The following is a 22,265-nucleotide window of genomic DNA, read 5'->3' on the forward strand; positions in this document are numbered from 1 at the left end:
GAGATGAGATAGTCAGTCGTCGTCATGGGGAAGAGCTTGCCGCCCACGGCGCCGCACGGCCTCGACCCGCGGGTTGACTCCTGGGTTGATACCTGGCGTCAACCCACGGGTTGACGCACCAGACCGCCCGGGTTGCGCCAGCCCGTGGCCGAGCAAGTTGAGCCTGCGGGCCGGGTCGTCCGCCCGTGGAACCGGCACCGGGAGCCGTCCCCGCGGCCGTACCGTCCCCGCGATCACCCTTGCGGAGGCGCGCAGTTCGGCCTCTGGACCATGAATAGGTGGCCAGGACCGGTGGTGGCGAGGCGGGCGGCGGCCCGCCGGACGGACGAGCTGGTGACCACGCTGCCAGACCTGGACGTCGCGCAGCCGCCGCCGAAGGCCCGTGGTTCCCGGCCAGTGCGTGGTGGTCGGCCCGTCGAGTACTGATGCGCCTCCTCGCCGAGACCGCGCAGCACGCCGGCCACGCCGACATCGTCCGCGAGTCCCTCGACGGTGCCAAGGGCACGGGGCAGGCCCGGCTCACCCGGTCAGAGTGAACACTCGCTCCGCCGTCCGGTGGGCGATCGCCGTGCGCTGGTCGTCGGTCAGCGGGGTGTTCCGCAGGAAGTCCACGGCCGCCTACCCGGGGGTGCCCGGAGCCGTGCCGCGTCGCGCGCGGTGTGCGGCGCCGATCCTCGCGTACCAGTCGAGGAGGTCGGGCCGGTCGACGCTGCCGGGGTCGGCCACAGTGTCCTGGGCGTCTCCGCGCAGCAGACGTTTCACGGGGACCTCGAGTTTCTAGCCGGTGTGGGTGTGCGGGATGCCGGGGGCCTGGATGATCTCGTCGGGGACGCGGCGGGGGGAGGCACCGCGGCGGATGACGGCGCGGATCTTCTCGCGCAGCGCGTCGTCGAGGCCGATGCCGTCGGTGGTGGTGACGAACAGAGGCATCCAGTAGTCGCCGCCGTCCTGCTCGACCCCGACGACGAGAGCCTCCGCGCTCTCCGCCAGGTCCTCCACCGGACCGTATATGTCGCTGCTTCCCATGCGTACGCCGTGGCGGTTCAGGGGCGCGTCGGACCGGCCGTGCAGGCCACGGCCGCCGGGACCAGGTGCAGCTAGCCACCAAGTTCGGCATCGACCGCAGCGCCGGTGACCGGGCACGCCGCATCCGCGGTGCCCGGGACGTCCGCTCGGCGGGCGATGGCGGCGGCACTGACCTGGGCTTTCTCGTGTCGGAGCCGGGCGATGGCCTGGTGGACGCGCTCAAGGGCGGCTTCGATCTTTCGGCGGCGGGCGGCCAGGGTCGCCGCGGTGCGGGGTTCGGGAACGGTGGCGGTGTTCATGCAGCTTCCTGTTCGGGGTCGTCGCCGTCGGCTGTGCACGTATCGCTGTACTCGTCCGGCTCGTCGCTGCCCGCGTCGGCAAGGTCGGCGGCGCGGAAGGTGGTGGACCACACGCGGTGGAAGTAGTCCTGGGGTTTGCGCAGGTCCAGGGCGAAGGCGTCGTCGAGGAGGCCGAGGCCGGCCAGGCCTTCTCCAGGCCGTCGATGGCGCGGGCGATGGGCTCGAAGTAGCGGTGGAGGTAGTCGGCGGTGGCGTCATCGGGGGCACCCTCAGCCAGCAGTCGCCACTGCTCACCCTTACGCCGCCAATACAGCAGGTCGGCGCCGGAGAGGACGAACGTGTCGCAGTTGTGGCAGTCGAGGTTCCAGGGGCAGGCGTCGCCGTCGACGACGGGCTGGAAGGTGCAGAATCAGCCCTCGGCGGGTGTGCTGCGGCGGGCGAGGTCGATGGCGAGAGCTTGGGCCTGCTCGCGGGTGAGCGGGGTGGTGTCGCCGGCGAGGAGTTCGCCGAGTTGGGCGGTGCCGGGGCCGGTGACCCAGACGTGCTGGAGGACCTTCTCCAAGTCTTCGCTGGTCAGGGGTACTGGCAAGTGCGGCTATTGAGACTTGCGGAATACCCAAGCGGTCGAGGGGTGTGCCGACGGGGGCCTGGCAAGACAGAGCCCCCGTACGGCTCAGTCCTGGCAGTCGCCGTCGTTCGGCTGGTCCTCACGGGTGCCTCTGCGGTCGAAGGCCATCCAGCAGGATGTCCAGGAGGCGATCGGCTGTGACCGCGTGGCCGGACTGGTGCGCGACGGTGAAGATCCCGATCAGGCTGGCTGCGATCTCTTCGGCGGTGACGTCAGGCCGGAGGTCTCCGGCTGCGCGGCCTGCGTCGAGGATCGCCGATATCGCGTTCAGGAGCTCGGCCCTGGTTTGGGCGTGGCCGACAGCGCCCGACTCGATCAGGGCCGGCAGGGTGTCGACCATGCCGTTCTTCGTCGCGACCCAGTCACCGAAGAGATCCATCCAGCGTCGCATCGCAACGGCCGGGGCCTCGCTGGCGAGCAAGTCCTGGGCGCCGTTCGTGAGGCGGCCGACTTGGTCGCGGTAGACGGCCTCCACAAGGGACTCGCGCGTAGGGAAGTGGCGGTAGAGCGTTCCGATACCCACACCGGCCTCGCGGGCGATAGCTCGCAGGGATGGCTCGCCGTCGGGCGAGGCGAGCACGCGTGTCGCGACCTCAAGCAGCTGATCGCGGTTGCGGGTGGCGTCGGCCCTCGTCGCCCGCGGCTTCGAACTCGTCAAACGGATCACGCTCCGGTTATGCTGGATTCCATAAGCGGAGCATAGTCCGCTTTGGGCGGCTCCACGAACACAAGGAAACGAGTAGGACATGCAGCAATATGGCGACGCCCTTCGAGACGGCGCGAGCAGGGCCGTGCTGCTCGACTCGTTCGGCGGCCCGGAGGTCCTGGCCCTCAAGGGCGTGCCTGAACCCCAGGCGGGCGACGGGCAGATCCGCGTGCGGGTGACGGCGGCCGGGTTGAACCCGATGGACTGGTTCATGACCGCCGACGCGGAGACCGCGGCACGGTTCGGCCTGAGCCTGCCCTGCGGGTTCGGGACCGACTACGCCGGAGCCGTGGACCAGGTCGGTGCCGGCGTGAGCGGCTACGCGGTCGGTGACCGCGTATTCGGGGCGGCCCTGTCCCGGGCGGTCGCCGACCACGTCGTCCTCGACGCGGACGGGAACATCACAAGCGGCATCGCCCACCACACCCCGGACGGCGTCGACGACCGTACCGCCGCCACGCTCGCGATCGCGGGCAGCACCGCGTCCGCCGCACTCGACGTCCTTGGCCTCGGTCAAGGCGACACGGTGCTGGTCGGCGGCGCGGGCGGCGGAGTCGGCGTGTTCGCAGTCCAGCTGGCGCAGATCGCGGGTGCGCGCGTCATCGGGACCGGCTCGCCGTCGTCAGCGGAGTACTTGCGAAGTCTCGGGGCCGAACCGATCGCGTACGGCGAGGGCCTGGCCGACAGGGTCCGCGACCTCGGTGCGGGCGCCGTCACCGCAGCCCTGGACCTGCACGGCACGGACACGGTGCACGTCGCGCGCGAGCTGGGAGTCCCGGATGACCGCATCTGCACCATCGCGGGCCAGGTCGACGGCGTTCCTGCTGCCAACGGCGCCAACGCCGCGCCCGACTCCCTTGAGAACATCGCACGCCTTGTCGCGGCAGGCCGCCTGCGTGTACCCCTTGCAGCGACCTACCCTGTCGAGGACATCCGCACGGCCGTCGAGCTCCAGGCAGCCCGACACGTCCGCGGCAAGGTCGTTATCGACCTCCAGCGCCAGCCCTGACAGCCCGTGCCGGACTCGAGATCGGCCGACGCTGCACGCAGACGCCGCCTGAGATCCGGTTCCTGCAGCCGGGCCGCACCGCAGCGCCGGGAACCGGCGAATTGGCCGACTGCAGGTAAAGGGCGTGTTCGTTAGCGTTCCCTGCGTGCGATGTCTGCCGCATAGCCGAGCCTTGTGTTTCCGGCCTCGTGGGACCAGGCCACCGCACAGGCGATGGAGATTGTGCGTGCCGAGAATCACGTCCGTGCAGGTCAAGCGACGTGTTGGTACTCGTGGATCACTCCGCAGAGGCGGTCGTGTCGATGTATGTCGAGGCGAGCGATCTCCCTGGGGTCGGTGATGGTTTCGGGGAGTGCGCGCAGCGGCGCGGCTGCCGGCAGGGAGCGGTGGGTGCGGTGCTCGTTGTAGAATCGCTCGTACTCGCTCAGGGCATGGCGCAGGTGGTGAGCGTTCCAGATGAGGGTGCGGTCGAGGAGCTCGCGGCGGAGGCTGAGCACCCATCTCTCCATAATCGAGTTCATCCTTGGCATGCGGACGCCGGTGAACACGCTCTGGCATGCCGACGTCGGCGAGGATCTCATCGATCAGGGCAGGGTACTTCGCGTCGCGGTCGCGGATCAGGTAGGCGGCGTGCGCGCCCACGTCCTCAAGGTCCATGACGAGGTTCTTGACCGCCGGGGTCACCCAGCCCGAGGTGGGGTGCGCGGGTGGTACCCAGGACGCGGATGCGGCGGGTTGCGTGCTCGATGACGGCCAGGATGTACTGCCGCTGTCCGGTCAGGGTGATGGTTTCGATGAAGTCCATGGCCAGCAGGGCGTCGGCCTGGGAGCGCAGGAAGCCGGCCCAGGTGGTGGCGGTCCGTTCCGGCGCCGGGTCGACGCCCTCGGCCTTGAGGATCTGCCAGACGGTGGACGGGGCGACCGTGATGTCGAGCACGGCCAGTTCCCCGTGGATATGGCGGTAGCCCCAGCCGCTGTTCTCGCGGGCCAGGCGCAGGACCACCGCCCGGATCGAGCGGACGGTGCGTGGCCGTCCGGGCCGCTTGGGGCGGCAGATGCGGGCGTGCCGCTGCTTCACCAGGTTGTGGTGCCACCGCAGCACCGTGTCCGGACGTACCAGAAGCCGGAGACGACGCAGCATCTGGCGCGGCAGCGGTGCCAGGAGCGCGGCGAGGAAGGCCCGATCCTTGGGGGCAGACTTCACCCTTTTCGGGCCGAGTTGGCGCTCGAGGACCGTGATCTGGTGGCGTAGGGCCAGGATCTCGGCGTCCTTGGCGCGGTCGCTCGTCGGGAGCAGCCAGAGCGCGGCGAAGGCATTCGACACGGTCAGATAGGCGAGACGCAGGAGCGCGAGTGGTCATCATGCCGTGGCAACTGGCAGCGGCCGCAAGCGGGATGACCTGCGCGGACGAGATTCTCGGCACGCACACTTTGAGCGCCGCCGTGTAATCGCCCTCGACCGGGACGGGCTCGCCGGCGTCCCGGGAGTTGGCGCGGGAGCGGAACATGCCCAGGGCCCACAGGACACCGTCGAGGAGTTCGGCCATGGGCGTGGCATCGTCGCCGGCGACGTCGGCCTTCGTCGGTGTCAGGTTGATGGTGAAGCTGAGCGCTCCGGTATCGCTGTCAGTGACGCAGGAGATGGTCATGCGCTCGACCCGTGCGGCGAGGTATTCGGCACAGACGCGTCGCGCGCGTTTCCCGCCGTGCGCGCGATGTGCATTGCGTGGGTGCAGTGCCTGGACGGGGCCGTATTGCGAGCAACCGCCTGAGCTCGCGCTGGGATACGTGCGAGCGTTGAGCGGCGACCTTGCCGCTGCACGTGTTCATGGATGACGGGGCCCTCGCGCCGCCTGCGCCTTCAGCAATCTCCTCGCCAAGGCGTACATCCTCGACGACGACGGTCATGATGCTGGACCGCGGCGTCACTGGGCCGGGCAGTTCGCGGCATACATTCCGACGGGATCGGCCAGCAGGGGAGTGAGGCAGCTCCGGGGGCTCCGACGGCGCCGGCCCGTCGTCCGGCTCCCCGGGGACCGAAGCGCCCTAGCGGGGAAGTAGCGGGGAAGCGGACCCGGCCGTCTGTCAGGCACTGCCCGCCTACCTCCGCAGCGCCCTCGCCTGACGTCGGGCCCACGACGACCGGATCACCAGCCCGGCCCCGGCCGCTCACCCAGCTTGCCCCCCTGCCCGCCCGCAGAGGTCAGCGCGCTCACGCCGAGGCGCGCCGACTGAGGGTCAGTGACGGGGCTGGCTACCGAAGGCCACGGCTCGCGCGACGGAAGGCATCACTCGTCGTCCATGATCGACCGGAGATGTTCGGTAAATGCCTCGGACCTGTCCCAAGTCTGCCGAGGCGCAGTGCCCTCAAGCCGCTCGCCGTCGCGTTTTCCCCTGAACCGCGACGGCGAGCCACCACCTTGCTCAGTGGCCACCCGGACGCGCTCCTTGGACGGCCGAGCCACGACGCCCCCTCACGCCTGCGCACAGGAGTTCCCCAGGCCAGGGCCTCGCGGGCGCCGCACGGCGGGGCGCCAGGGGCCGGGCCGTGCACGTGGGGGACCTACCGCGGCCACCCAGACCTCCTCAGCCCAGCCTTCAGTGCAGTCGGCCCGTACGGGGCCGTAAAGGCAGCCGTCCGCATGGCCCTGCCACGACATGGCATGGGTTCCGCGTGCGCGGGGCAATCGGCCGCTGGTGTAGACAGCCGTGGCGAGGCAGTTTCCGGGCGCCGGGCCGGGGCGTCATTTCAGTTCCATGAGGATGTCGGCGCGGGCGTAATAGTCGGCGACCGGGAGGCGGTTGCGGGTGATCCTGACGAACCCGGCTTCCTCGTAGAGGTGGATGGCGGGAGCCAGTTTGCTGTTCGTGCCGAGGAACAGTCGGGTCCCACCGAGTGCCTGGGCGCGGTCGATCGCTGCGGCTATGAGTTGGCGGCCGATGCCGCGTCCCTGCGCGGCGGGGGCCACGGCCATCTTCGCCAGCTCGAACACGGCGTCCGGGTAGGCCAGCAGTGCGACGCACCCGACGGCGGTGCCGCTGCCCGGCTCGCGCGCCAGGAGCACATCTCCACCCGGGTCCACGATGCGGCCGAACGGATCTCCGAGAACCGCCCGGTCTTCTTCCTGCAGGGTGAACAGGCGTGAGATCCACTCCTCGTTCAACGCGCGGAACGCGTCGGCATCACGCTGTGAGGCGATCGAGGAGACCACGGTCGGGGCAGAGGTGTGCGGCATGAGGCGGGTTTCCCTTCGGGTGTGGCTTCCCGCCAGCCTCCGGTCCCGCCTACCCATATGTCCAATACAAGCAATAGCCCATATCGATAAGCTTGAGCTATGGATCAGCGTATCGAGCTCCGCCATCTGCGGTACTTTCTGGCTGTGGCCGAGGAACTCCACTTCGGTCGTGCCGCCCAGCGGCTGAACATCGCTCAGCCCGCTCTGTCCCAGCAGATAAGGCAGCTCGAGAAAATTGTCGGTGTTGAGCTGTTCCGGCGGACCTCCCGAAGCGTCCGCCTCACAGACGCGGGAGCGACGTTCCAGCCACGGGCGAGGGACCTCCTGGGTCGTCTGGCGACCGACCTCGACGAGGCCGGCCGTGTCGGGCGCGGCGAGGCCGGTCGCCTGGATGTCGCCTTCATCACCTCTGCCACCGCGATCGTCAGCGAACGGATCCGTGAATTCTCCCGCTGCCGCCCAGACGTGCAGGTCAAACTGCGCGACGGCTTCACCGTCGATGTCCTGGCGGCTCTGGAGCGGGGCACGGCCGACATCGGGATCGTGAGGGATGCTGAGAAGCGGGACGACATCGACCTATCCCTGCTGACGACGGAACGGTTTGTCGCCGTCATCCCCGCAGAGCACCCCGCCGCAAGGAGTGACCATGTGGAAGCAACCGCGCTGTCCACTGACCCGCTGATCCTGTTCCCACGCACCGCAGGAGCTCAAGCGTTCGACCTGAACACACAGCCGCTGCGGGACGCCGGCATCGACGTCCAGGTCGCGCAGGAGTGCTCGAACTGGCACACCATCATCATGTTCGTCGCCGCTGGCCTTGGCGTCACCATCGCCCCCTACAGCGTCACGACGCTGCTCCCCCCGGGCGCCAGGCGTCTCGAGCTCGACGGGCCTCCCGCAGTGAGCCGGATCTTCATGGCCACCCGCCGAGGCGACTACCGTCCCCTCGTACAAGCCTTCATCGCTGCATCTGAGTCCGTGACAGGTTGTGGCTACGACCGGACGACGAGAGCGCGTTGACCTGCCGAGCGAGCACCTCCACGTGCCAGGGCCACGTGAAGGGATACCGTGCGTAGCCTCACCCGCCGCACCTGGAGCACCCACCGCTGGGACAACAGCTCAAGCCGACCGCCGTGAAACGCCCCTACCCGCGCAACTTCTTACCGAAGGGCTCCGCCAGGACCACCGAGCGGTTCGGTCACCAGTCCCTACGGACCCGCCGCCACAAGGTCCGTCGAACAGCTCCCACTCCGGTCCCGACGGCCTCACCCGCGATCAGCTCTACAGGGTCCTGGCACGGGCGTGCGAGAGCGCTGACGCTATTTCCACTCGCTGGCTGTCGGTGCCGGGGCGGTCTGTGCCAGGCCGGCGAGCAGCAGGTCAATCATGCGGCGGGCCTGGTAGTCGGGGAAGGTTTCGACTCCGATGCACAGGTTGCCGATGGCGAGCATGAAGTCGTAGGCGCGGATGTCCGCGTGTGTGGAGCCGGCGGCGGCGGACGCTTTCAGCAGCTGGTCGAGCACGGGCAGCAGGCGTTCGATGAACTCGTTGTGCAGGCTCTCGAATCCGGCTTGGTCCGAGTGCAGTGCCTCGGCGAGGCCGTGCTTGGTGACCAGGAAGTCGGCGAATTGGTGAACCCACAGCCGCAAGGCCTCGTACGGCGTATCGGCAGCGGGCGGCGTATGCGCGGCGGTGGAGAGCGCGTCGACCTGGTGCCTGAAGACGGCGACCACCAGTTCCGCCCGGGTGGGGAAGTGGCGGTAGATGGTGCCCATGCCGAGGCCCGATTCGGCGGCGATCTCCCGCACGGGAGCGTCGACTCCCGCACGGACGAACACGGCCGCCGCGGCGTCCAGCAGTATCTGCTCGTTTCGGCGGACGTCGGATCGCTTGCGGCTGGCAGGTGGTGGCGGCGTGTTGGGCGTGGACATCGTGAGCACCTCCCGCTTGCAAAGCGGAGCAACGTTCCGTATCGTAATGCGGAGCGGCGCTCCGTATTTCAATCATGCCAGACGCCTCGCAGCACGGGCCACTTGGCCCCTCCGAGAAAGACATTCACCTCATGAGCGACACCACGTCCGCCGACGGCGGCAACGACTCCACCACCCCGGTCATATCTGTCAGACCTATCGCACTGGCCGCCCCGGACCGCGGCCAGGATCTGCAGGTACGGGTCACAGCGCCGACGACCGGCCACAACCTGCCTGTCGTCGTCTTCTCGGGCGGCATGGCCGCGACCATGGACGATTACGCACCGCTGGTCGGCTTCTGGGCCGCCCGCGGGTTCGTCGTCGTCCAGCCCACCCATCTCGACGCGCTGGGCCTGCTCCCCGACGACCCGCGCACCCCGCTCATCTGGCGTATCCGGACCGACGACCTGACCGGGATCCTCGACCAGCTCGGCACCATCGAAGCCGGCGTGCCCGGGCTGGCCGGCCGCATCGACCACGACCGCATCGCGGTCGCCGGACACTCGTGGGGCGCACAGACCGCCAGCACCCTCGCGGGCGCACGGGTCGTCGACGCCGACGGCACTCCCGGTGGGAGCATGAGCGACTCGCGTGTGAAGGCGGCGGTACTGCTGTGCCTGCCCGGTACCGGCGGCGCCGACCTGAGCCCGCTCGCCGTCCAGTACTTCCCGTTCATGAGCCCTGATTTCGCCGAGCTGAAGACGCCGAGCCTGATCGTCGCTGGCGACCATGACCAGTCCCCGCTGACGGTGCGCGGTCCGGACTGGTTCACCGACGGCTATCGCCTCAGCTCGGGCGCCACCGATCTGCTGACCCTGTTCGGCGCGGAACACGTACTCGGCGGCATCCTGGGTTCCAACGACACCCGGACCACCGACGAAAGCCCCGAGCGTGTCGCGGTCGTCCAGCACGTCACCCTGGCGTATCTGCGTACCGCGCTGGGCCTCGACAACGACGCGTGGCCTACCGCCCGCCGGTCCCTGGCCGCGGCCGTCGACGCGCTGGGGAGGATTGACTCTAAGTGACCAACCCCCTCGCACCGGCCCGCAGACCCAGTTTCGGGATCATGACCGCCCCATCTCAGGTCGCCTACGACGATGTCCTGCGGGTCTGGCGTGAGGCGGACGGTATCCCGCAGATCGAGCACGCCTGGCTGTTCGACCACCTCATGCCGCTCGGCGGCGACCCGAACGGGCCCACCTTCGAGGGTTGGACACTGCTGTCCGCTCTCGCAGCCCAAACCGAGCGGTTGCGGCTCGGGGTGATGGTCACCAGCAACAGGTTCCGCCCACCGGCCATGCTGGCCAAGATCGCCGCCACTGTCGATGTCATCTCCGGCGGCCGGCTCGAGTTCGGCATCGGCGCGGGCTCTCGGCCCGACGTGCCAATGGCCCGGCGTGAGTACTCAGCTCACGGCCTTCCCTTCCACGATGCCGCCCACGCGGTCGGAAGCCTCGCCGAGGCGTGCACGATCATCCGCAGACTATGGACCGAAACCGCACCGTTCGACTTCCAAGGCGATTACCACCAGCTGACGGGCGCGTTCTGCGGTCCCAAACCCGTCCAACAACCCCACCCGCCGATCCTGATCGGCGGCCAGGCCACCCCGACGCTGCGCGTGGTGGCCGAGCACGCCGACCGCTGGAACATGCCCGGGGGCAGCATCGAGCAGGCGATCGCCCGCAGCGCCACGCTGGACCGGCTGTGCGCAGAGATCGGCCGCAACCCCGCAGAGATCACCCGATCCATCGTCCTGCCCGCCTCCTACGACCGGCCCCAGGACACCCGCCACGTCGTCCGCGCGGCGCTCGACGGCGGGTTCAGTCACATCGTCCTCGGACTCGACGCGCCCTACCCGGCCGAGGTCGCACGCCGGGTCGCCGACACCATCATCGACCCCCTCTCCGACACGAACTGATACACCGAATCACTCTTCGCCCCTCGTGGTCACCGTCCCCGTGGCAGCCGCGCGCATTGCACCCTCAACAGCAACCACCGCCACACGCCGCCGACCTCCACGACTCTCACAGGAGACTCATCCCTGCAGACATAGACGAACCCGCCCTCGTTCCTGTCTTCAACCCGGCGAGGACGCACGGGTTCAACGGTTGGCCCATGCCAGAATCCGCGAACTCGCGCGCTTCCGCCCGGGACGTGCAGAAGATCCGCCGCCGGGAGCAGGGGCACCAGTACGCCGCCGCCCAGCTCGTCGCGCTCGGAGCGCCGCGGCCGCGGCCCGGCTGCGACCCCACCCTCTGGCTGCGCGAGGCGCTGGCCGCAGTCGGGGCCCGCAACGTACGGCACCGCGGCGCGCACCGCTTCGTGTTCCGGCTCGGCCGAACCCGCCGAGAGCGGGAGGAGATCGAGCTCGGCCTCCCCACGCGTCGGCCTCATCCCAAGCAGCCCGACCCTGAACCATCGCCCGCCTCATCTACGGCGGCACCGTCCGCCCGCTGAGTTCCCCTGCGGCTCGTCCCACTGGAGTCGACACGCCATCGCGTCCCACCAGCTCGTCCACCATGCCCTACCTGACCTCGTACGATCTACTCGCCCCGCAGCTGTCCGGCGGAATGGACAACGCGGTCATGATGGCCATGTTCATGGAAGCCGCCCGTACCGCCGGCGTGGCCGACCGGGTGATCTCGTACTACTCCAGCCTGGGAGTCCTGGAGTGGCCTACCGTCGTGTTCGACGGCATCCGCTACCCGGAAGTGTCCGAGCTCGCCGCCCTGCAGAGCGCCGCGTTCGGGGTGCCCGCCGACCGGCACCTGGAGGTCACCCGCACGATGCCGGGCCCGGACGGGACCCGGGTGCCCCACAGTCTGCTCACCGAGATCGCGGCGTACGGGCGGTTCCCGCGCGGACAGACGTCTCCGATCAGGGACATGGCCACCTCACGGCGACGATGGTCGCGCCGGAGAGTTCGTCTGGTTGATGTCGCCGATCATCTGCCACAGCCGCAGCGCCCGCCCGCGGTGCTCGTGCGCCATGTGGTGGACGCCGGCGGCGGCGTCGAGGTCGCCGATCAGTTGCCAGCAGGCGGCCTCGTCCTGGCGGTCGCCGTGCCGGTGGAAGAGGCCCGCCGCGCGCTCCAACGCTGGGCTCGCCCGGTCCCGGTCGTGCTGGCCTGCGTACACGCGGCCGACTTCCAGCAGCGTGTACGCGGCGCACCGCTCGTCGGCCAGTTCCTCGAAGGTGGCCAACGCCTGCCACAGGCAGCGCAGCGCCTCGTCCGCATCACCGCGCCGATCGTGCAGCCGGCTGAACCGCCGCAGGACGACGGCCACGCGATGGCCGTCGTCGAGCGCCCTGGCCTGACTCAAGGCCCCGTCGAACCAGAGCTCCGCCTCGTCGAGTCTGCCCTGCATGAGCTTCATCACGGCCATGGAGCAAGACAGCTGCGCTTCGATGTGCCGGTCGCCCTCGCCGACCGCGATGGCCAGCGCGTGCTCGACACGTTCGAGGGCTTCGTCGTCACGGCCCTGTACCCGGCTGAGCGTACCCAGCATGGCCACCGACAGCGCCTCTCCGCGCTTGTCCCCCACCTCCTGGCACAGCCCGACGGAGGACTCCAGGGCCCGGGTGGCCCGATCGAACTCGTCCTGGTAGATGTGCAGCTGGCCGAGACCGCGTAGCAGCACCGATGTGCCGCGCACGTTGCCGGCGGCCTCGGCCGCGTCCAACGCGAGCTGGTGCCCGTGTTGCCAGTCCTGATACAGACACCGGTGGTCGTAGTAGGTCGCCGTGCCGGCCGCCAGCTCCCAGGCCAGTTCGTCCAGGCCCCAGTCCACGGCCAGTTTCACCGCGCCGAGCAGGTTGTCGCGTTCCGCGTCGAACCAGCCGACCGGGTCGGCCATCAGCCGGTCCACGACCGCGTCGGGCAGCGGCCGGCGCGGTGCCGAACCGGGGGCGGCGGCCAGCAGCCCGGCCGCCGGCAGTCGATCGGTGCCGCGCCCGACCAGCTCGAGCCAGGCGGACAGCACCCGGATGATCGCGTCCCGCTTGTCCTCCGTCGGCAGCGGGGCGGCGGTCTCCACGGCGCAGGTCCTGATCAGGTCGTGCAGCCGGTAGCGCGGCTGACCGATGGCGTCGGTGGCGGTCAGCCGTACCAGACTGGCATCGACGAGGGTGTCCAGCACCTCCTCGGCGTCCGAGCGGTCCAGCAGCGGGCCGACCACCCAGCCGGGCAGGGTGTAGGCGCCGAGCAGACCCAGCAGGCTCAGGGCGCGCACCGCGTCGGCCGGCAACAGCCGTAAGCTCAGCTCCACGCTGGCTCGTACGCTGAGGTCCCCGATCCTCAGCTCGGCCAGCCGCCGGGACTCATCCTCGATCCGTTCCCGCAGTACCCGCAGCGACCAAGCCGGGCGGCCCGTGAGCTTGCCGCTGGCGATCCGAATCGCCAGCGGCAGGTTGCCGCAGCAGTCGAGGATCGCGTCCGCCTCCGCCGGTTCCCGCTCGACCCGCCGCCGCCCGACAATCGCGGTGAACAACTCTCGCGCCTCTGCCGGGCTCAGCACGTCCAGGTCGATGTGCCGGGCGCCGGGAAGTTGCGTCAGCACAGTGCGGCTGGTGATCAACACGGCACAACCGTCGGCCCCGGGCAGCAACGGCAGCACCTGATCGGCGTGACCGGCATCGTCCAGCACCACCAGCATACGGCGGTCCACCAGCAACGACCGGTAGAGCGCGGCCCGCTCGGACAGGCCGTTCGGGATCGCGCTGCCGGCGATCGAGAGCGCGCGCAGCGCCTCGGCCAGCATCAGCCCCGGGGCCCGCGGCTCGTCCGATGTCGCAGCGAGGTTGAGGTAGAACTGGCCGTCGGGGAAGGCGGCGCTCGCCAGCCGCGCGGCGTGCGTCACCAGGCAGGATTTGCCGACACCGGGACCGCCCACGATGACGGCCACCGGGGCCCGGTTCGGCGCCGCCCCGTCGAGTAATCGGGCGAGTTCGGCCAGCGCGTCGGCTCGACCCACGAAGTCGGGTACGTCGAGGGGCAGTTGACGCACGGGCATCGCCATGGCCGACTCGGCGGCCGTCGCGTCAGGTCTCTTTGGTCGTGTGTCCGAGGGGCCACCTGCTGGAACCGGAGCCGCCAGGGCGGGATCTGCGGTCAGGATGCGCTGATGCAGCGCCTGGAGCGACGGGGTGGGATCGACGCCGAGTTCGTCGGCCAGTGTCCGGCGCAGCCGCTCGTACACCTGCAGCGCCTCGCCTTGTCGCCGACACCGGTAGAGAGCCACTATCAGGTGTTCGGCGACGTCCTCGTCGTACGGGTGCTCGCGGAGCAGGGCGGTCAGTTCGTCGATGACCTCCCGATGACGCCCCAGGTCGAGTTCGATGGCCAGGCACTGTGTGTGCGTGGCCGCGCGTTTCTCGTTCAGCCGTGCCGCATCGATCTCCAGGACCCGGCTGGAGATGTCGATCAAGGCGTTTCCGCGCCAGCAGGCCAGCGCCCGCCGCAGCGCGACAGCTGTCTCGAACGGGGCCGTGTGCCGTTCGGCGAGGTACCGCTCGTGGTCGAACTCCAGCAGGTCGAGCTGGTCCCGGGCGAGGTGGATCTCGTAGCCGCCGCCGCGCCGCGTACTGATCAGGGAGCCTGGTGCTCCGCACGCGGCGAGATTGCGGCGCAGCCCGGAGACAGCGTCCTGGACCTGACGGACCGCGGTGGCGGGCGCGTTCCCGTCCCACATCACGGCGACGAGCCGTTCCATGGCGACGATGTGGTTGGCGTCGATCAGAAGCGCGGCCAGCATCTTGGCCTGCCGCGGTCCGTCTAATCGGACCTCGCGTCCGGTGATCTGGGCGTGTAACGGTCCCAGCACGCCAAACCTCATGTTCCTCCCGGCACTTCAGGATCAGCGCCGATCCCCTGGCTGACCTGGCAGTAGGACGAATCTAGGACGGCCGACGGACCCATGTCCATAGCGTCACCGTGGGCTACTCAGCCATTCCCTCGCAACGAAAGGAACAGCGATGAGACTTTCGGTCGAGACAGCAGTGGCGGCCGCGGCGACGGCCGTCGCCACTGTCACCTCTACCGGAGCGGCCCAAGCCCATGGCTGACCGATGGGCTGGCGGGACCGCAGCTTCTCACCGGCCTAGCGCCCATGCCCGGCCGAGGCAGTACGCCCTTGAACCATCGGATGAATCACCGCCCTCGCCATCGGATGCGGTGCCGGCCACCCGCGCAGCACTCGGCTGTCCCCGCGCCGTGCCGCACCTGGCAGCGCGGACGCCCGGACATCAACGCGGGCTTCCGGCCGACCACTTCAGAGGGGATGAACCTGGCATCATGAGATCCGGACTGCGGCGCCTCGCCGTCGCCGTAGCTGCCGTCACCGTCGCCGCGGCGGGATCGGTGGCCGTCAGTGCCGACGTGGCCACCGCGGCTGCGTCAGACGCGTGTAGCTACACCATGCGACTCAATACCGACGACATCAGCACGGGGAACCTCGGGTACATCGGATACGTCGAGATGAGGTACTCCTCCGGCTGCCATCGGGTCGAGGCGGTCATGCATATCGACTCCGGGTTCGCCGCCTCGCACTCGGGCTGGAACGCGAGGGTGACCATCCGGACGACGCAGGGCTTCTCCGCCGCCACCCCGTACCGGAACACCTCGCAATCCGACCTCCTTTCGCCCTCAGTGTCGATCTGGGGACAGTCCACCGAGCAGTTCCAGGCGGACGTCGACTGGACCTACAACTGCAACGAACTCGAAACGGTCACCGCCGCCTGGGACTTCTCGAACGGAACCGTCGTCGGGAGTCCGAACGGCAGCGGCCGGTGGCTGTGCTGAGCGGTCGGCCAGTCGTGGCACCCCTCGAACGTCGGGGCAGCCCTGTAGTGGTCAAGGATTCTCTGATGATGCGAGAGCGCTCGGCCGGCCTGGTCGCCCTCGTCACCGGGGCCACCCTGACCGGCATGACCGGGTCGGCGCAGGCCGCCGCTCCCACGGGCACCGAGACCTGTCCCGTCCTGAGTCCGTGCCTCTACTGCAACTCGCCCAACTACGAGTGGGGCTCGTCGAGCACTGGCCGGACGGTTGATACCCAGTGGTACCCAGACCTCTCCTCGTTCACCTTTGGCAACTGGGGCAACGGTGCAGGCTACGGCGTCAACGTCGCGGGGAACGCCGCCTCGGTCGTCGACAACACCGGCGGCACCTGGCTCATCTGTAACGCCACGGGCGTCTTCTCAGGGCCGGGAACCTGCGTGAGGCTCCCGGACGGATACGCAGACGCAACTGCCCGACATCCTGCACAACCACGACTGGTCCATGACGTCCCAGGTCACCTGGCCCCAGAGACCAGAGACCCGAAACCAGGTTCCGGAAGGAAGCTATGAAGCACCGCCGCGCACTCGCCACCGGACTCGCCGCGCTCTCCCTCGCCGCTGCCGGAGTCGTGACGACGGGTTCCCAGGCCCAGGCGGCCAACTACGTCTGCCGGGGCCGGCTCATCACGAGCCACACTGAGGGCGGTTACACGTCGCAGCTGATCGAATCGACGGACGGTACCCAGGCGTGCGTCGTCACCTTGAACCAGACCGGTCATCCGGCCTCCACCTGGGCATTCCTCGACCACTATGGCGATGCCACGTCCATGCCCTGGGACGACGAGGGCGTCTACTCCCAGTTCGCCTCCACGGGCTGGGTTCCGGAGCACCAGCCGGCCCCGTGGGGTGACTCGTGCTGGCTGTGGGGCGGAACCCCCAACACCTCGGCTCCCAACAGCATCTGGGACGCGAGTTTCTGTTTCTCGTACTGACGATCTCGTACCGACGACTGCGGGCGATCCCTGCTCGCACGAGCAAGGAGACACCCAACGATGCGCACGCGACTCGCCGCTGCCGCGGCGACCCTGACGCTGGCGACCGGAAGTCTGGTCGGCCTCGGTGCCACCAGCGCCAGCGCTGACGACACCTACTGCACCCCCGTCACGAGTGCCTACGGCTGGCAGGTGTACACCTGTTTCGACGTCACCACCGCCGTCTTCTCCCAGAGGATGGACGGCACCTTGGCCAGCACGGATGTGCGGATCTTCTTCCGGGTGGACGACAGATGGTCCATCGAGTACAGCAACGCGGGAACCGGCGGTACGCTGGCCGAACCCAAGCAGACCTACAGCATCAGCATGCCCTGGTACGCCCACGCGCCGGGGTACAAGCTGGAAGCGTGGATCACGGAGTCCGGCCGGACTGTCGCCGACCAGTCGACCGGCTGGTTCGGCTGACAGGTGCCCCGCCCGCATCCGAGGCTGACGCGAGCCGGTGAATCCGGCGCCGTCCACACCCACTTGCTGCCGAAACCGCGGTTGTGAACGCATGAAGCGGCCCGCACCTTCAAGCCCCCTTGCAGTCGGCACGGCTGTGGCGGCACGTGTCCACCGAGCTGATGAACCGCGGCCTGCGCGGCCGATGGACGAAGTCGGCGCCGATCGCGCAAGGCTTCACACGAGGAGGAATTCATGCCCCGTCAACCGCACCAGCGCCGGTCGCGAGGCGGCCGGCGAGCCGCCGCAGCCACCCTGTGCACCCTCGCGACCCTGACCACCGGGGTCCTGCTGGCGCCGAACGCCCAGGCAGCCGGCTCCAACTGGGAGGACTGGTCCGGTAACTGCTACGGCTGGACAACCTGGGACGCCAACCACGTCACCGGACACACCTGGGACCACGCTCACGACGACTGCCGGATCTCGATCATCCAGTGGAACGCCTACGCATCACCCGGCTCGGGCTCGTCCTACCACTACGCCGACGCCTACGCCCCCAACACCGGTGCCAGCACCCCCACATGGTGGCACGGCCCCACGGACACCGGCGGCCTGCTGGAGGTTCAAGTCTGCGTCCAGGACATGAGCACCGGAGCAGAGGTCCAGTGCAGCAAGGTCTACGACTGACATGTCCGCTTGTCACGGCCCGGGCCTTGCGCACCGCCTGCCCACGACCGCATCCGGGCCACCCCGGGCAGCGTCCGCCTCGAACTGCCCCGGTTGCAGTCGCGCCGCACCATGGACGGCCACAGGCCCCGGCCAACCAACGTCCGGCCGCACCAGGGCGGCACACACACCCGCCCTACCCGATACTCGACGAGTACAAGAGCTACCTCGACGATCGCTGGGCGACGGCTGCACCAACGCGTGGAAGCTCTGGGAGGAGATCATCCCGCTCGGCTACAAGGGCGGCAGCTACCAGGCCGTTCGCGCCTACCTGTTCAAAAGGCGCACGTCACCGCGGCCGGTTACGGCACGACCTCCCTCGCCCCGGGCTGTCGCCGGGAGGACCCTCCGCCGCCCGGAAACCCTCGCCGAGCCCGAACAGCTCCAGCTCAAGCACGTCTGCCCCCGCTGCCCCGAGCTGGACGCCCTCACCCGGCCCGTCCGCTCCCTCGGGACCATGCTCACCGAGCGACAGGGTGAGCGTCGTCCCGACTGGCTCGATGCCGTCCGGCAGGACGACCTGCCCAGCCTCCGCACCCTCGCCGCAGGCATCGACCGCGACCGCGACGCCGTCATCGCCGGTCTCACCCTGACCTGGAACTCGGGTCCCGTCGAAGGTCATGTCAATCGGATCAAGATGCTCAAGCGCCAGATGTTCGGCCGCGCCGGCTTCGAGCTGCCGCGCAAGCGGGTACTGCTCGCCTGAGCCGGCCGGACCAGCCCCGTCTACTTCAGGAGCCGGAAGCCCGGCTGTTGGGCCCAGGCTCTGAGGAATTCCGCTGAGCCGTACGCGGCGGGCCACGGATCGGTCATCGCAGCGATGACGCCCGGGAGCCCGGCCACGATGGGCACCTGGTCCTCCCGTAGTTCGGCGTTGGCGACGCCGCCGATCAAGTCCATGACGGCGGCGGTCAGCAGGGCCGTGACGACGTGGTCGACGGGGCTGTTGCAAAATGCGATGACGTCGACGGCGTGGGTCGGGGTGAAGCCGATAAGTGGCTCCTGGTCGACCTCGTTGGCGTGTTCGGTTTCGAAGACAGCCTCGTCGCCGATGCCGGGCCCCATGAGAGAGACCAGGACGGGCCGACGCCCGTCAACGTCCCCGATGTCCGTGATGCCGAGGCTCTCTGCGTGAATGCTGATGTCGTACTCGCCGACCCGCTTCTCCTCAAAGCGCGCCGAGGAGCGAACCAGGAAGTCGCGGACTCGCTGGATCGACGCCCGGGGGATCACCTCCGCCAACTCAACCACCAGCACCGGTCCGCTCATGGCTCGGAGCGTAGCCAGCCGGGACCGTCATCCCCAACCCATTACTCAGCGTGCACGCCCCACAAAATCTGAGCCGAAGCCCGAGTTTGGGCAGCACTCGAAGGCTCTCGAGAAATCGAACAGTTCATGACTTCAGGCAGCACGGGCCCCTGCCGAGATTTCAGCAGGGGCCCACGGTGTAGACCGTTACGGAAGGCCGGAACCTGTGCTCGGTGGGCGGTATGCCGCTGACATCAGCTACCGTCTGCTGCCGGTCCGACGGCCCGGCTTCGCTTCAGGTGCCGTGTGAAGAACTGGGCCGCGGCGTCCCCCGCGAACTGCGGGACGCCGGTGTGACCGCCCATATTGGCGTGCAGGGACTTCTCCTTGGAACCGAAGGCGTCGAACAGGTCCAGGGCCGCCTGCCGGTCGTTGCCTTCGTCGTCCCACTGCAGCAGGACATGCAGCGGGACAGTGACCTGCCGGGCTTCCTCGAACATGACGCGAGGCACAAGACTCCCCGCGAAAAGACCGGCGGCCATGATGCGCGGTTCGACCACCGCCAGCCGGATGCCGATGGAGATCACTCCCCCCGAGTACCCGACCGGACCGCCGATCTCGGGCAGCGACAGGAAGGCGTCCAGCGCGGCCTGCCATTCCGGGACTGCTTTGTCGACCAGCGGAAGGATGAGGGCGTCGACCATCTCGTCGCTGACCGGCTCGCCGGCCTGCATCGCCCGGCGCAGGTCGGCGCGGGCCTGGTCGAGGGCGGGCCAACTGGGCCGGTCGCCGCTTCCGGGGAGCTCGATGGTGGCCGTGGCGAAGCCCTCCGCCGCGGAGTGCCGGGCCCGGGCCACCAGTCGGGGGTACATCTTGCGCAGCCCGAGCGTGGGGTGGCCGAGCAGGATCAGCGGCACTGGTGCGGAAGCGGACGCGGCTTCAGGTGTCCACAGGATGCCGGGAATCTCACCGAGGGTGAATTCGCGTTCGAGGACGCCGTCGCCGAGGCGTTGCTCGGAAGTGAAATGCATGGTCGTGCCCTTTCGGGAGTGCACTGGAACGGCGCTCCCGGACGACCTGTCTATCGCCCGACCGTGACCCCGGAGGGAAGCACCCATGTCAATACTGTGTTCACGGGTACCACCCCCTCGCTCTCTCGCACGGCCTCCGAAAAATGTAGCAGCGGTCGACCCTCGTCCGTCAAACGGTTTTTGCGGTGTCTCCATGGCCGGGCGCCACGGAGACATGGCCAGCCAGACCTCTTGCCAAGAGGCCGTACTGCTGGTGGGCATGCGCGTGCTGGACTTGCAGCGGAAGCCGCCTCCCGCCACCGGCATCGCCGTCGCGGACGGAGGGTGGGATCGGCAGTGGACGTCAGACCGTTCTGGACCGATCCGGACACGAGTGATCCACCCATCATCGCGAAGGCGGCTGCGCACCCACCGGTGACCTTCCCCTACAAGATCTCGTCGAACGATCCCGAGGTGTTCTGGGGTCCGTCTTCAAAGATCATCGAGTTGTGGATCATGATGGGGTGATACACCGTCATGAACCCACCGACCAGGAGTGGGAGTTACTCGCTCCCCTCATACCGCGGACGGCGACGGGGCGGCCGCGGGTGTCGGACCGGCAGATCATCAACGGCATGGTCTACAAGATCCGGACCGGGACCAGTCGCGCGTGGAGTGGATGATGCGCGGCCGTCCGGGCAGGCCGGGCCAGACGCCGAGCAGGGGCTCAGAGCTTGATGACGGGGTGGCGATCCATGCGGCGTCCGTCGGCTGCTCGCCCAGCGCACCGAAAGCCACAGGATGGCGCTTCAGATGCGTGAGCGTTCCAAGGATGCGCGAGCAGGGCCGTCGGGGCGGATGGTGATGCCGTACACCGCCTTCGTGGGGGTGGAGTGGAAGGCCGGAGCATAAGGCGGCAGGAGGTGTTCGAGCAGGATGGTCGACTCGCGGAGCGCGAACTGCAGACCGAGGCAGGCACGGGGGCCCATACCGAAGGGGAAGTAGGCGCCCGGGTGGGTGGGGCGGCCGTCCGAGGTGGCGAAGCGCCGGGGGTCGAAGCCTTCCGGGTCCCGCCACAGCGCGGGATCACGGTGAGTGAGGTACGGGCAGACCAGGATGTCGGTTCCCGCCTCGACGGCGTAGCCGGCGAGGGTGTCCTCCTCGGTGGCGTGGCGAGGCAGGATCCAAGCGGACGGGTAGAGCCGGAGCGTCTCGTGGACCAGGGCTTGGATGGCGTGGCGGCGTTGCGCTGAGCCTTCGCCGCCCGCGGCGAGAGCTTGTTCGCGGGCGGCGGGGTACCGGTCGAGGAGCAGGTAGAGCCAGGTCAAGGTGGTGGCGGTCGTCTCGTGCCCGGCCACGAGCAGCGTGACCAGCTCGTCGCGGATCAGCCGGTCCGTGTACTCGGGGCGCTCGGTGGCAGCGTCGGTCAGGACGTTCAGCAAGCCCGGGCCGTCGGGGCCGACCGCCCCGCTGCGGGCGGCGTCGATGGCGTGCCGGGCGACCGCGTCGATCCGGGCGAGATCGGCGGCTACTGCGGCCGGGGCGTCGGTGACATCAACGGGCAGGGTCGGCAGGGCGGCCGCCACGGCCGCGACGGCGGTCAGTTCGCGCTCGGTCCCGTCATCGAGAGGGTAGCCGGTAAGGGAGCGCCAGATGGCGTCCAGGGCGAAGCGGCGCATCTCCTGCCCGACATCGACGGTCTGCCCGGTCCGGGCGTACCGGCGCCAGCGCCCGGCGGTGGTGCGGGCGGCCTCGGTGATCCGCTGTTCATAGCGGCGCATCCCGGTACCGGTGAACTGGGACTGCAGCAAACGGCGTTGCTGCTTCCAGGCCGCACCCGTGGCGGCGAGGACGCCACCGCCGATCAGCAGCCGAGCGCGGTGGGAGCGCTTGACGTACCGCTCAGGGTGCAGGGCGAGTACGTGCTGGACGGCCTGCGGGTCGGTGACGAGAACGGTGCGGGCCGGTCCCAGGCGGAACGCGGCGATTCCGCCGGCTTGCTCATGCACCCGAGCCAGCAGCTCAACCAGTTCCCCTCCCTCCGAACGCCACCGCTCCACGACTCCGGCCCCGGCTTCGGGGACGGGCCGGCCGGTTTCGGGAACGTGCGGAGCGGAGCCGGAACCGGCTTCGATGTCCATGCTGCTTCTCCTGGTGAACCGCTGGGATCGACCGGACCGTCGTAGACACGGAC

General features: G+C 69.2%; 21 protein-coding genes and 4 pseudogenes. 13 read left to right on the plus strand and 12 right to left on the minus strand.

Annotated elements, in window-relative coordinates; all coding sequences use genetic code 11:
• Positions 1 to 312: 312 nt before the first annotated feature.
• A pseudogene (locus ABZ915_RS46580) lies at positions 313 to 536 on the plus strand (DUF664 domain-containing protein); the annotation flags it as partial.
• A gap of 82 nt (positions 537 to 618) precedes the next feature.
• On the opposite strand, the pseudogene ABZ915_RS46585 reads toward ABZ915_RS46580, so the two are convergent.
• The 4 genes and pseudogenes from ABZ915_RS46585 to ABZ915_RS46600 form a co-directional block, all read right to left on the minus strand.
• A pseudogene (locus tag ABZ915_RS46585) lies at positions 619 to 1,071 on the minus strand (acetoacetate--CoA ligase); the annotation flags it as partial.
• Between the two features lie 26 nt (positions 1,072 to 1,097).
• Positions 1,098 to 1,325 (minus strand): hypothetical protein, encoded by a 228-nt coding sequence (locus tag ABZ915_RS46590; RefSeq protein ID WP_361816903.1) that lies wholly within the window; start codon positions 1,323 to 1,325, stop codon positions 1,098 to 1,100.
• Positions 1,326 to 1,734: 409 nt separating this feature from the next.
• Positions 1,735 to 1,914: a hypothetical protein gene (locus ABZ915_RS46595; protein ID WP_361816904.1), complete on the minus strand. Its 180-nt coding sequence runs from the start codon at positions 1,912 to 1,914 to the stop codon at positions 1,735 to 1,737.
• Positions 1,915 to 2,032: 118 nt separating this feature from the next.
• Positions 2,033 to 2,620 (minus strand): TetR/AcrR family transcriptional regulator, encoded by a 588-nt coding sequence (locus ABZ915_RS46600; protein ID WP_361816907.1) that lies wholly within the window; start codon positions 2,618 to 2,620, stop codon positions 2,033 to 2,035.
• Positions 2,621 to 2,699: 79 nt separating this feature from the next.
• Here ABZ915_RS46600 and ABZ915_RS46605 point away from each other — a divergent pair, with 79 nt between their 5' ends.
• Positions 2,700 to 3,668: an NADP-dependent oxidoreductase gene (locus ABZ915_RS46605; protein ID WP_361816910.1), complete on the plus strand. Its 969-nt coding sequence runs from the start codon at positions 2,700 to 2,702 to the stop codon at positions 3,666 to 3,668.
• A 251-nt stretch (positions 3,669 to 3,919) separates the two neighbouring features.
• On the opposite strand, the pseudogene ABZ915_RS46610 reads toward ABZ915_RS46605, so the two are convergent.
• Both ABZ915_RS46610 and ABZ915_RS46615 read right to left on the minus strand, forming a co-directional pair.
• A pseudogene (locus tag ABZ915_RS46610) lies at positions 3,920 to 4,809 on the minus strand (integrase core domain-containing protein).
• Between the two features lie 1,603 nt (positions 4,810 to 6,412).
• Positions 6,413 to 6,904 (minus strand): GNAT family N-acetyltransferase, encoded by a 492-nt coding sequence (locus tag ABZ915_RS46615; RefSeq protein WP_361816913.1) that lies wholly within the window; start codon positions 6,902 to 6,904, stop codon positions 6,413 to 6,415.
• 99 nt (positions 6,905 to 7,003) lie between these two features.
• Between ABZ915_RS46615 and ABZ915_RS46620 the strand changes: the two genes are divergently transcribed.
• A complete protein-coding gene (locus ABZ915_RS46620; RefSeq protein ID WP_361816916.1) occupies positions 7,004 to 7,924 on the plus strand; it encodes a LysR substrate-binding domain-containing protein in 921 nt (306 codons plus the stop codon).
• Between the two features lie 299 nt (positions 7,925 to 8,223).
• On the opposite strand, the gene ABZ915_RS46625 is transcribed toward ABZ915_RS46620, so the two are convergent.
• On the minus strand, positions 8,224 to 8,835 hold the full coding sequence (locus tag ABZ915_RS46625; RefSeq protein ID WP_361816919.1) for a TetR/AcrR family transcriptional regulator: 612 nt from the start codon (positions 8,833 to 8,835) through the stop codon (positions 8,224 to 8,226).
• Positions 8,836 to 8,966: 131 nt separating this feature from the next.
• Between ABZ915_RS46625 and ABZ915_RS46630 the strand changes: the two genes are divergently transcribed.
• The 3 genes from ABZ915_RS46630 to ABZ915_RS46640 all read left to right on the plus strand — a co-directional run bounded on the left by ABZ915_RS46630 (position 8,967) and on the right by ABZ915_RS46640 (position 11,331).
• Positions 8,967 to 9,899, plus strand: a complete 933-nt coding sequence (locus ABZ915_RS46630) for a chlorophyllase (protein WP_361816922.1) — start codon at positions 8,967 to 8,969, stop codon at positions 9,897 to 9,899.
• Between the two features lie 41 nt (positions 9,900 to 9,940).
• On the plus strand, positions 9,941 to 10,792 hold the full coding sequence (locus tag ABZ915_RS46635) for an LLM class flavin-dependent oxidoreductase (RefSeq protein ID WP_361816925.1): 852 nt from the start codon (positions 9,941 to 9,943) through the stop codon (positions 10,790 to 10,792).
• A 197-nt stretch (positions 10,793 to 10,989) separates the two neighbouring features.
• Positions 10,990 to 11,331, plus strand: a complete 342-nt coding sequence (locus ABZ915_RS46640; protein ID WP_361816928.1) for a hypothetical protein — start codon at positions 10,990 to 10,992, stop codon at positions 11,329 to 11,331.
• Between the two features lie 437 nt (positions 11,332 to 11,768).
• Here the strand turns inward: ABZ915_RS46640 and ABZ915_RS46645 are convergent, their stop codons facing one another.
• Positions 11,769 to 14,696, minus strand: coding sequence for a BTAD domain-containing putative transcriptional regulator (locus ABZ915_RS46645; RefSeq protein ID WP_361816931.1), 2,928 nt, complete (start codon positions 14,694 to 14,696; stop codon positions 11,769 to 11,771).
• Between the two features lie 470 nt (positions 14,697 to 15,166).
• On the opposite strand from ABZ915_RS46645, the gene ABZ915_RS46650 reads away from it, so the two are divergent.
• The 5 genes from ABZ915_RS46650 to ABZ915_RS46670 all read left to right on the plus strand — a co-directional run bounded on the left by ABZ915_RS46650 (position 15,167) and on the right by ABZ915_RS46670 (position 18,519).
• Positions 15,167 to 15,673, plus strand: coding sequence for a hypothetical protein (locus ABZ915_RS46650; RefSeq protein ID WP_361816933.1), 507 nt, complete (start codon positions 15,167 to 15,169; stop codon positions 15,671 to 15,673).
• A 544-nt stretch (positions 15,674 to 16,217) separates the two neighbouring features.
• Positions 16,218 to 16,643: a hypothetical protein gene (locus tag ABZ915_RS46655; RefSeq protein ID WP_361816936.1), complete on the plus strand. Its 426-nt coding sequence runs from the start codon at positions 16,218 to 16,220 to the stop codon at positions 16,641 to 16,643.
• 60 nt (positions 16,644 to 16,703) lie between these two features.
• Positions 16,704 to 17,108 (plus strand): hypothetical protein, encoded by a 405-nt coding sequence (locus ABZ915_RS46660; RefSeq protein WP_361816938.1) that lies wholly within the window; start codon positions 16,704 to 16,706, stop codon positions 17,106 to 17,108.
• Between the two features lie 234 nt (positions 17,109 to 17,342).
• The gene (locus ABZ915_RS46665) at positions 17,343 to 17,774 is read left to right on the plus strand and encodes a hypothetical protein (protein WP_361816940.1); all 432 of its coding nucleotides are present in this window, start codon (positions 17,343 to 17,345) and stop codon (positions 17,772 to 17,774) included.
• Between the two features lie 496 nt (positions 17,775 to 18,270).
• On the plus strand, positions 18,271 to 18,519 hold the full coding sequence (locus tag ABZ915_RS46670) for a transposase (RefSeq protein WP_361816942.1): 249 nt from the start codon (positions 18,271 to 18,273) through the stop codon (positions 18,517 to 18,519).
• Between the two features lie 20 nt (positions 18,520 to 18,539).
• Here ABZ915_RS46670 and ABZ915_RS46675 read toward each other — a convergent pair whose 3' ends face one another.
• Positions 18,540 to 19,082 (minus strand): DUF6368 family protein, encoded by a 543-nt coding sequence (locus ABZ915_RS46675; RefSeq protein WP_361816945.1) that lies wholly within the window; start codon positions 19,080 to 19,082, stop codon positions 18,540 to 18,542.
• 233 nt (positions 19,083 to 19,315) lie between these two features.
• Positions 19,316 to 20,092 carry an alpha/beta hydrolase gene (locus ABZ915_RS46680; RefSeq protein ID WP_361816948.1) on the minus strand — a complete coding sequence of 259 codons (777 nt, stop codon included), beginning with the start codon at positions 20,090 to 20,092 and terminating at the stop codon, positions 19,316 to 19,318.
• A gap of 336 nt (positions 20,093 to 20,428) precedes the next feature.
• On the opposite strand from ABZ915_RS46680, the gene ABZ915_RS46685 reads away from it, so the two are divergent.
• Both ABZ915_RS46685 and ABZ915_RS46690 read left to right on the plus strand, forming a co-directional pair.
• Positions 20,429 to 20,599, plus strand: coding sequence for a hypothetical protein (locus ABZ915_RS46685; RefSeq protein ID WP_361816950.1), 171 nt, complete (start codon positions 20,429 to 20,431; stop codon positions 20,597 to 20,599).
• Positions 20,596 to 20,754 carry a transposase gene (locus tag ABZ915_RS46690; protein WP_361816953.1) on the plus strand — a complete coding sequence of 53 codons (159 nt, stop codon included), beginning with the start codon at positions 20,596 to 20,598 and terminating at the stop codon, positions 20,752 to 20,754. Before ABZ915_RS46685 ends, ABZ915_RS46690 begins: the two co-directional genes overlap by 4 nt.
• On the opposite strand, the pseudogene ABZ915_RS46695 reads toward ABZ915_RS46690, so the two are convergent.
• Positions 20,732 to 20,836, minus strand: a pseudogene (locus ABZ915_RS46695) (LysR family transcriptional regulator); the annotation flags it as partial. The gene ABZ915_RS46690 and the pseudogene ABZ915_RS46695 sit on opposite strands and share 23 nt — an antisense overlap.
• Positions 20,837 to 20,880: 44 nt before the next feature.
• Positions 20,881 to 22,212: a cytochrome P450 gene (locus ABZ915_RS46700; protein ID WP_361816956.1), complete on the minus strand. Its 1,332-nt coding sequence runs from the start codon at positions 22,210 to 22,212 to the stop codon at positions 20,881 to 20,883.
• Positions 22,213 to 22,265 lie beyond the last annotated feature (53 nt).

The sequence above is a fragment of the Streptomyces sp. NPDC046915 genome (assembly GCF_040644935.1).
Classification (GTDB): Bacteria; Actinomycetota; Actinomycetes; order Streptomycetales; family Streptomycetaceae; genus Streptomyces.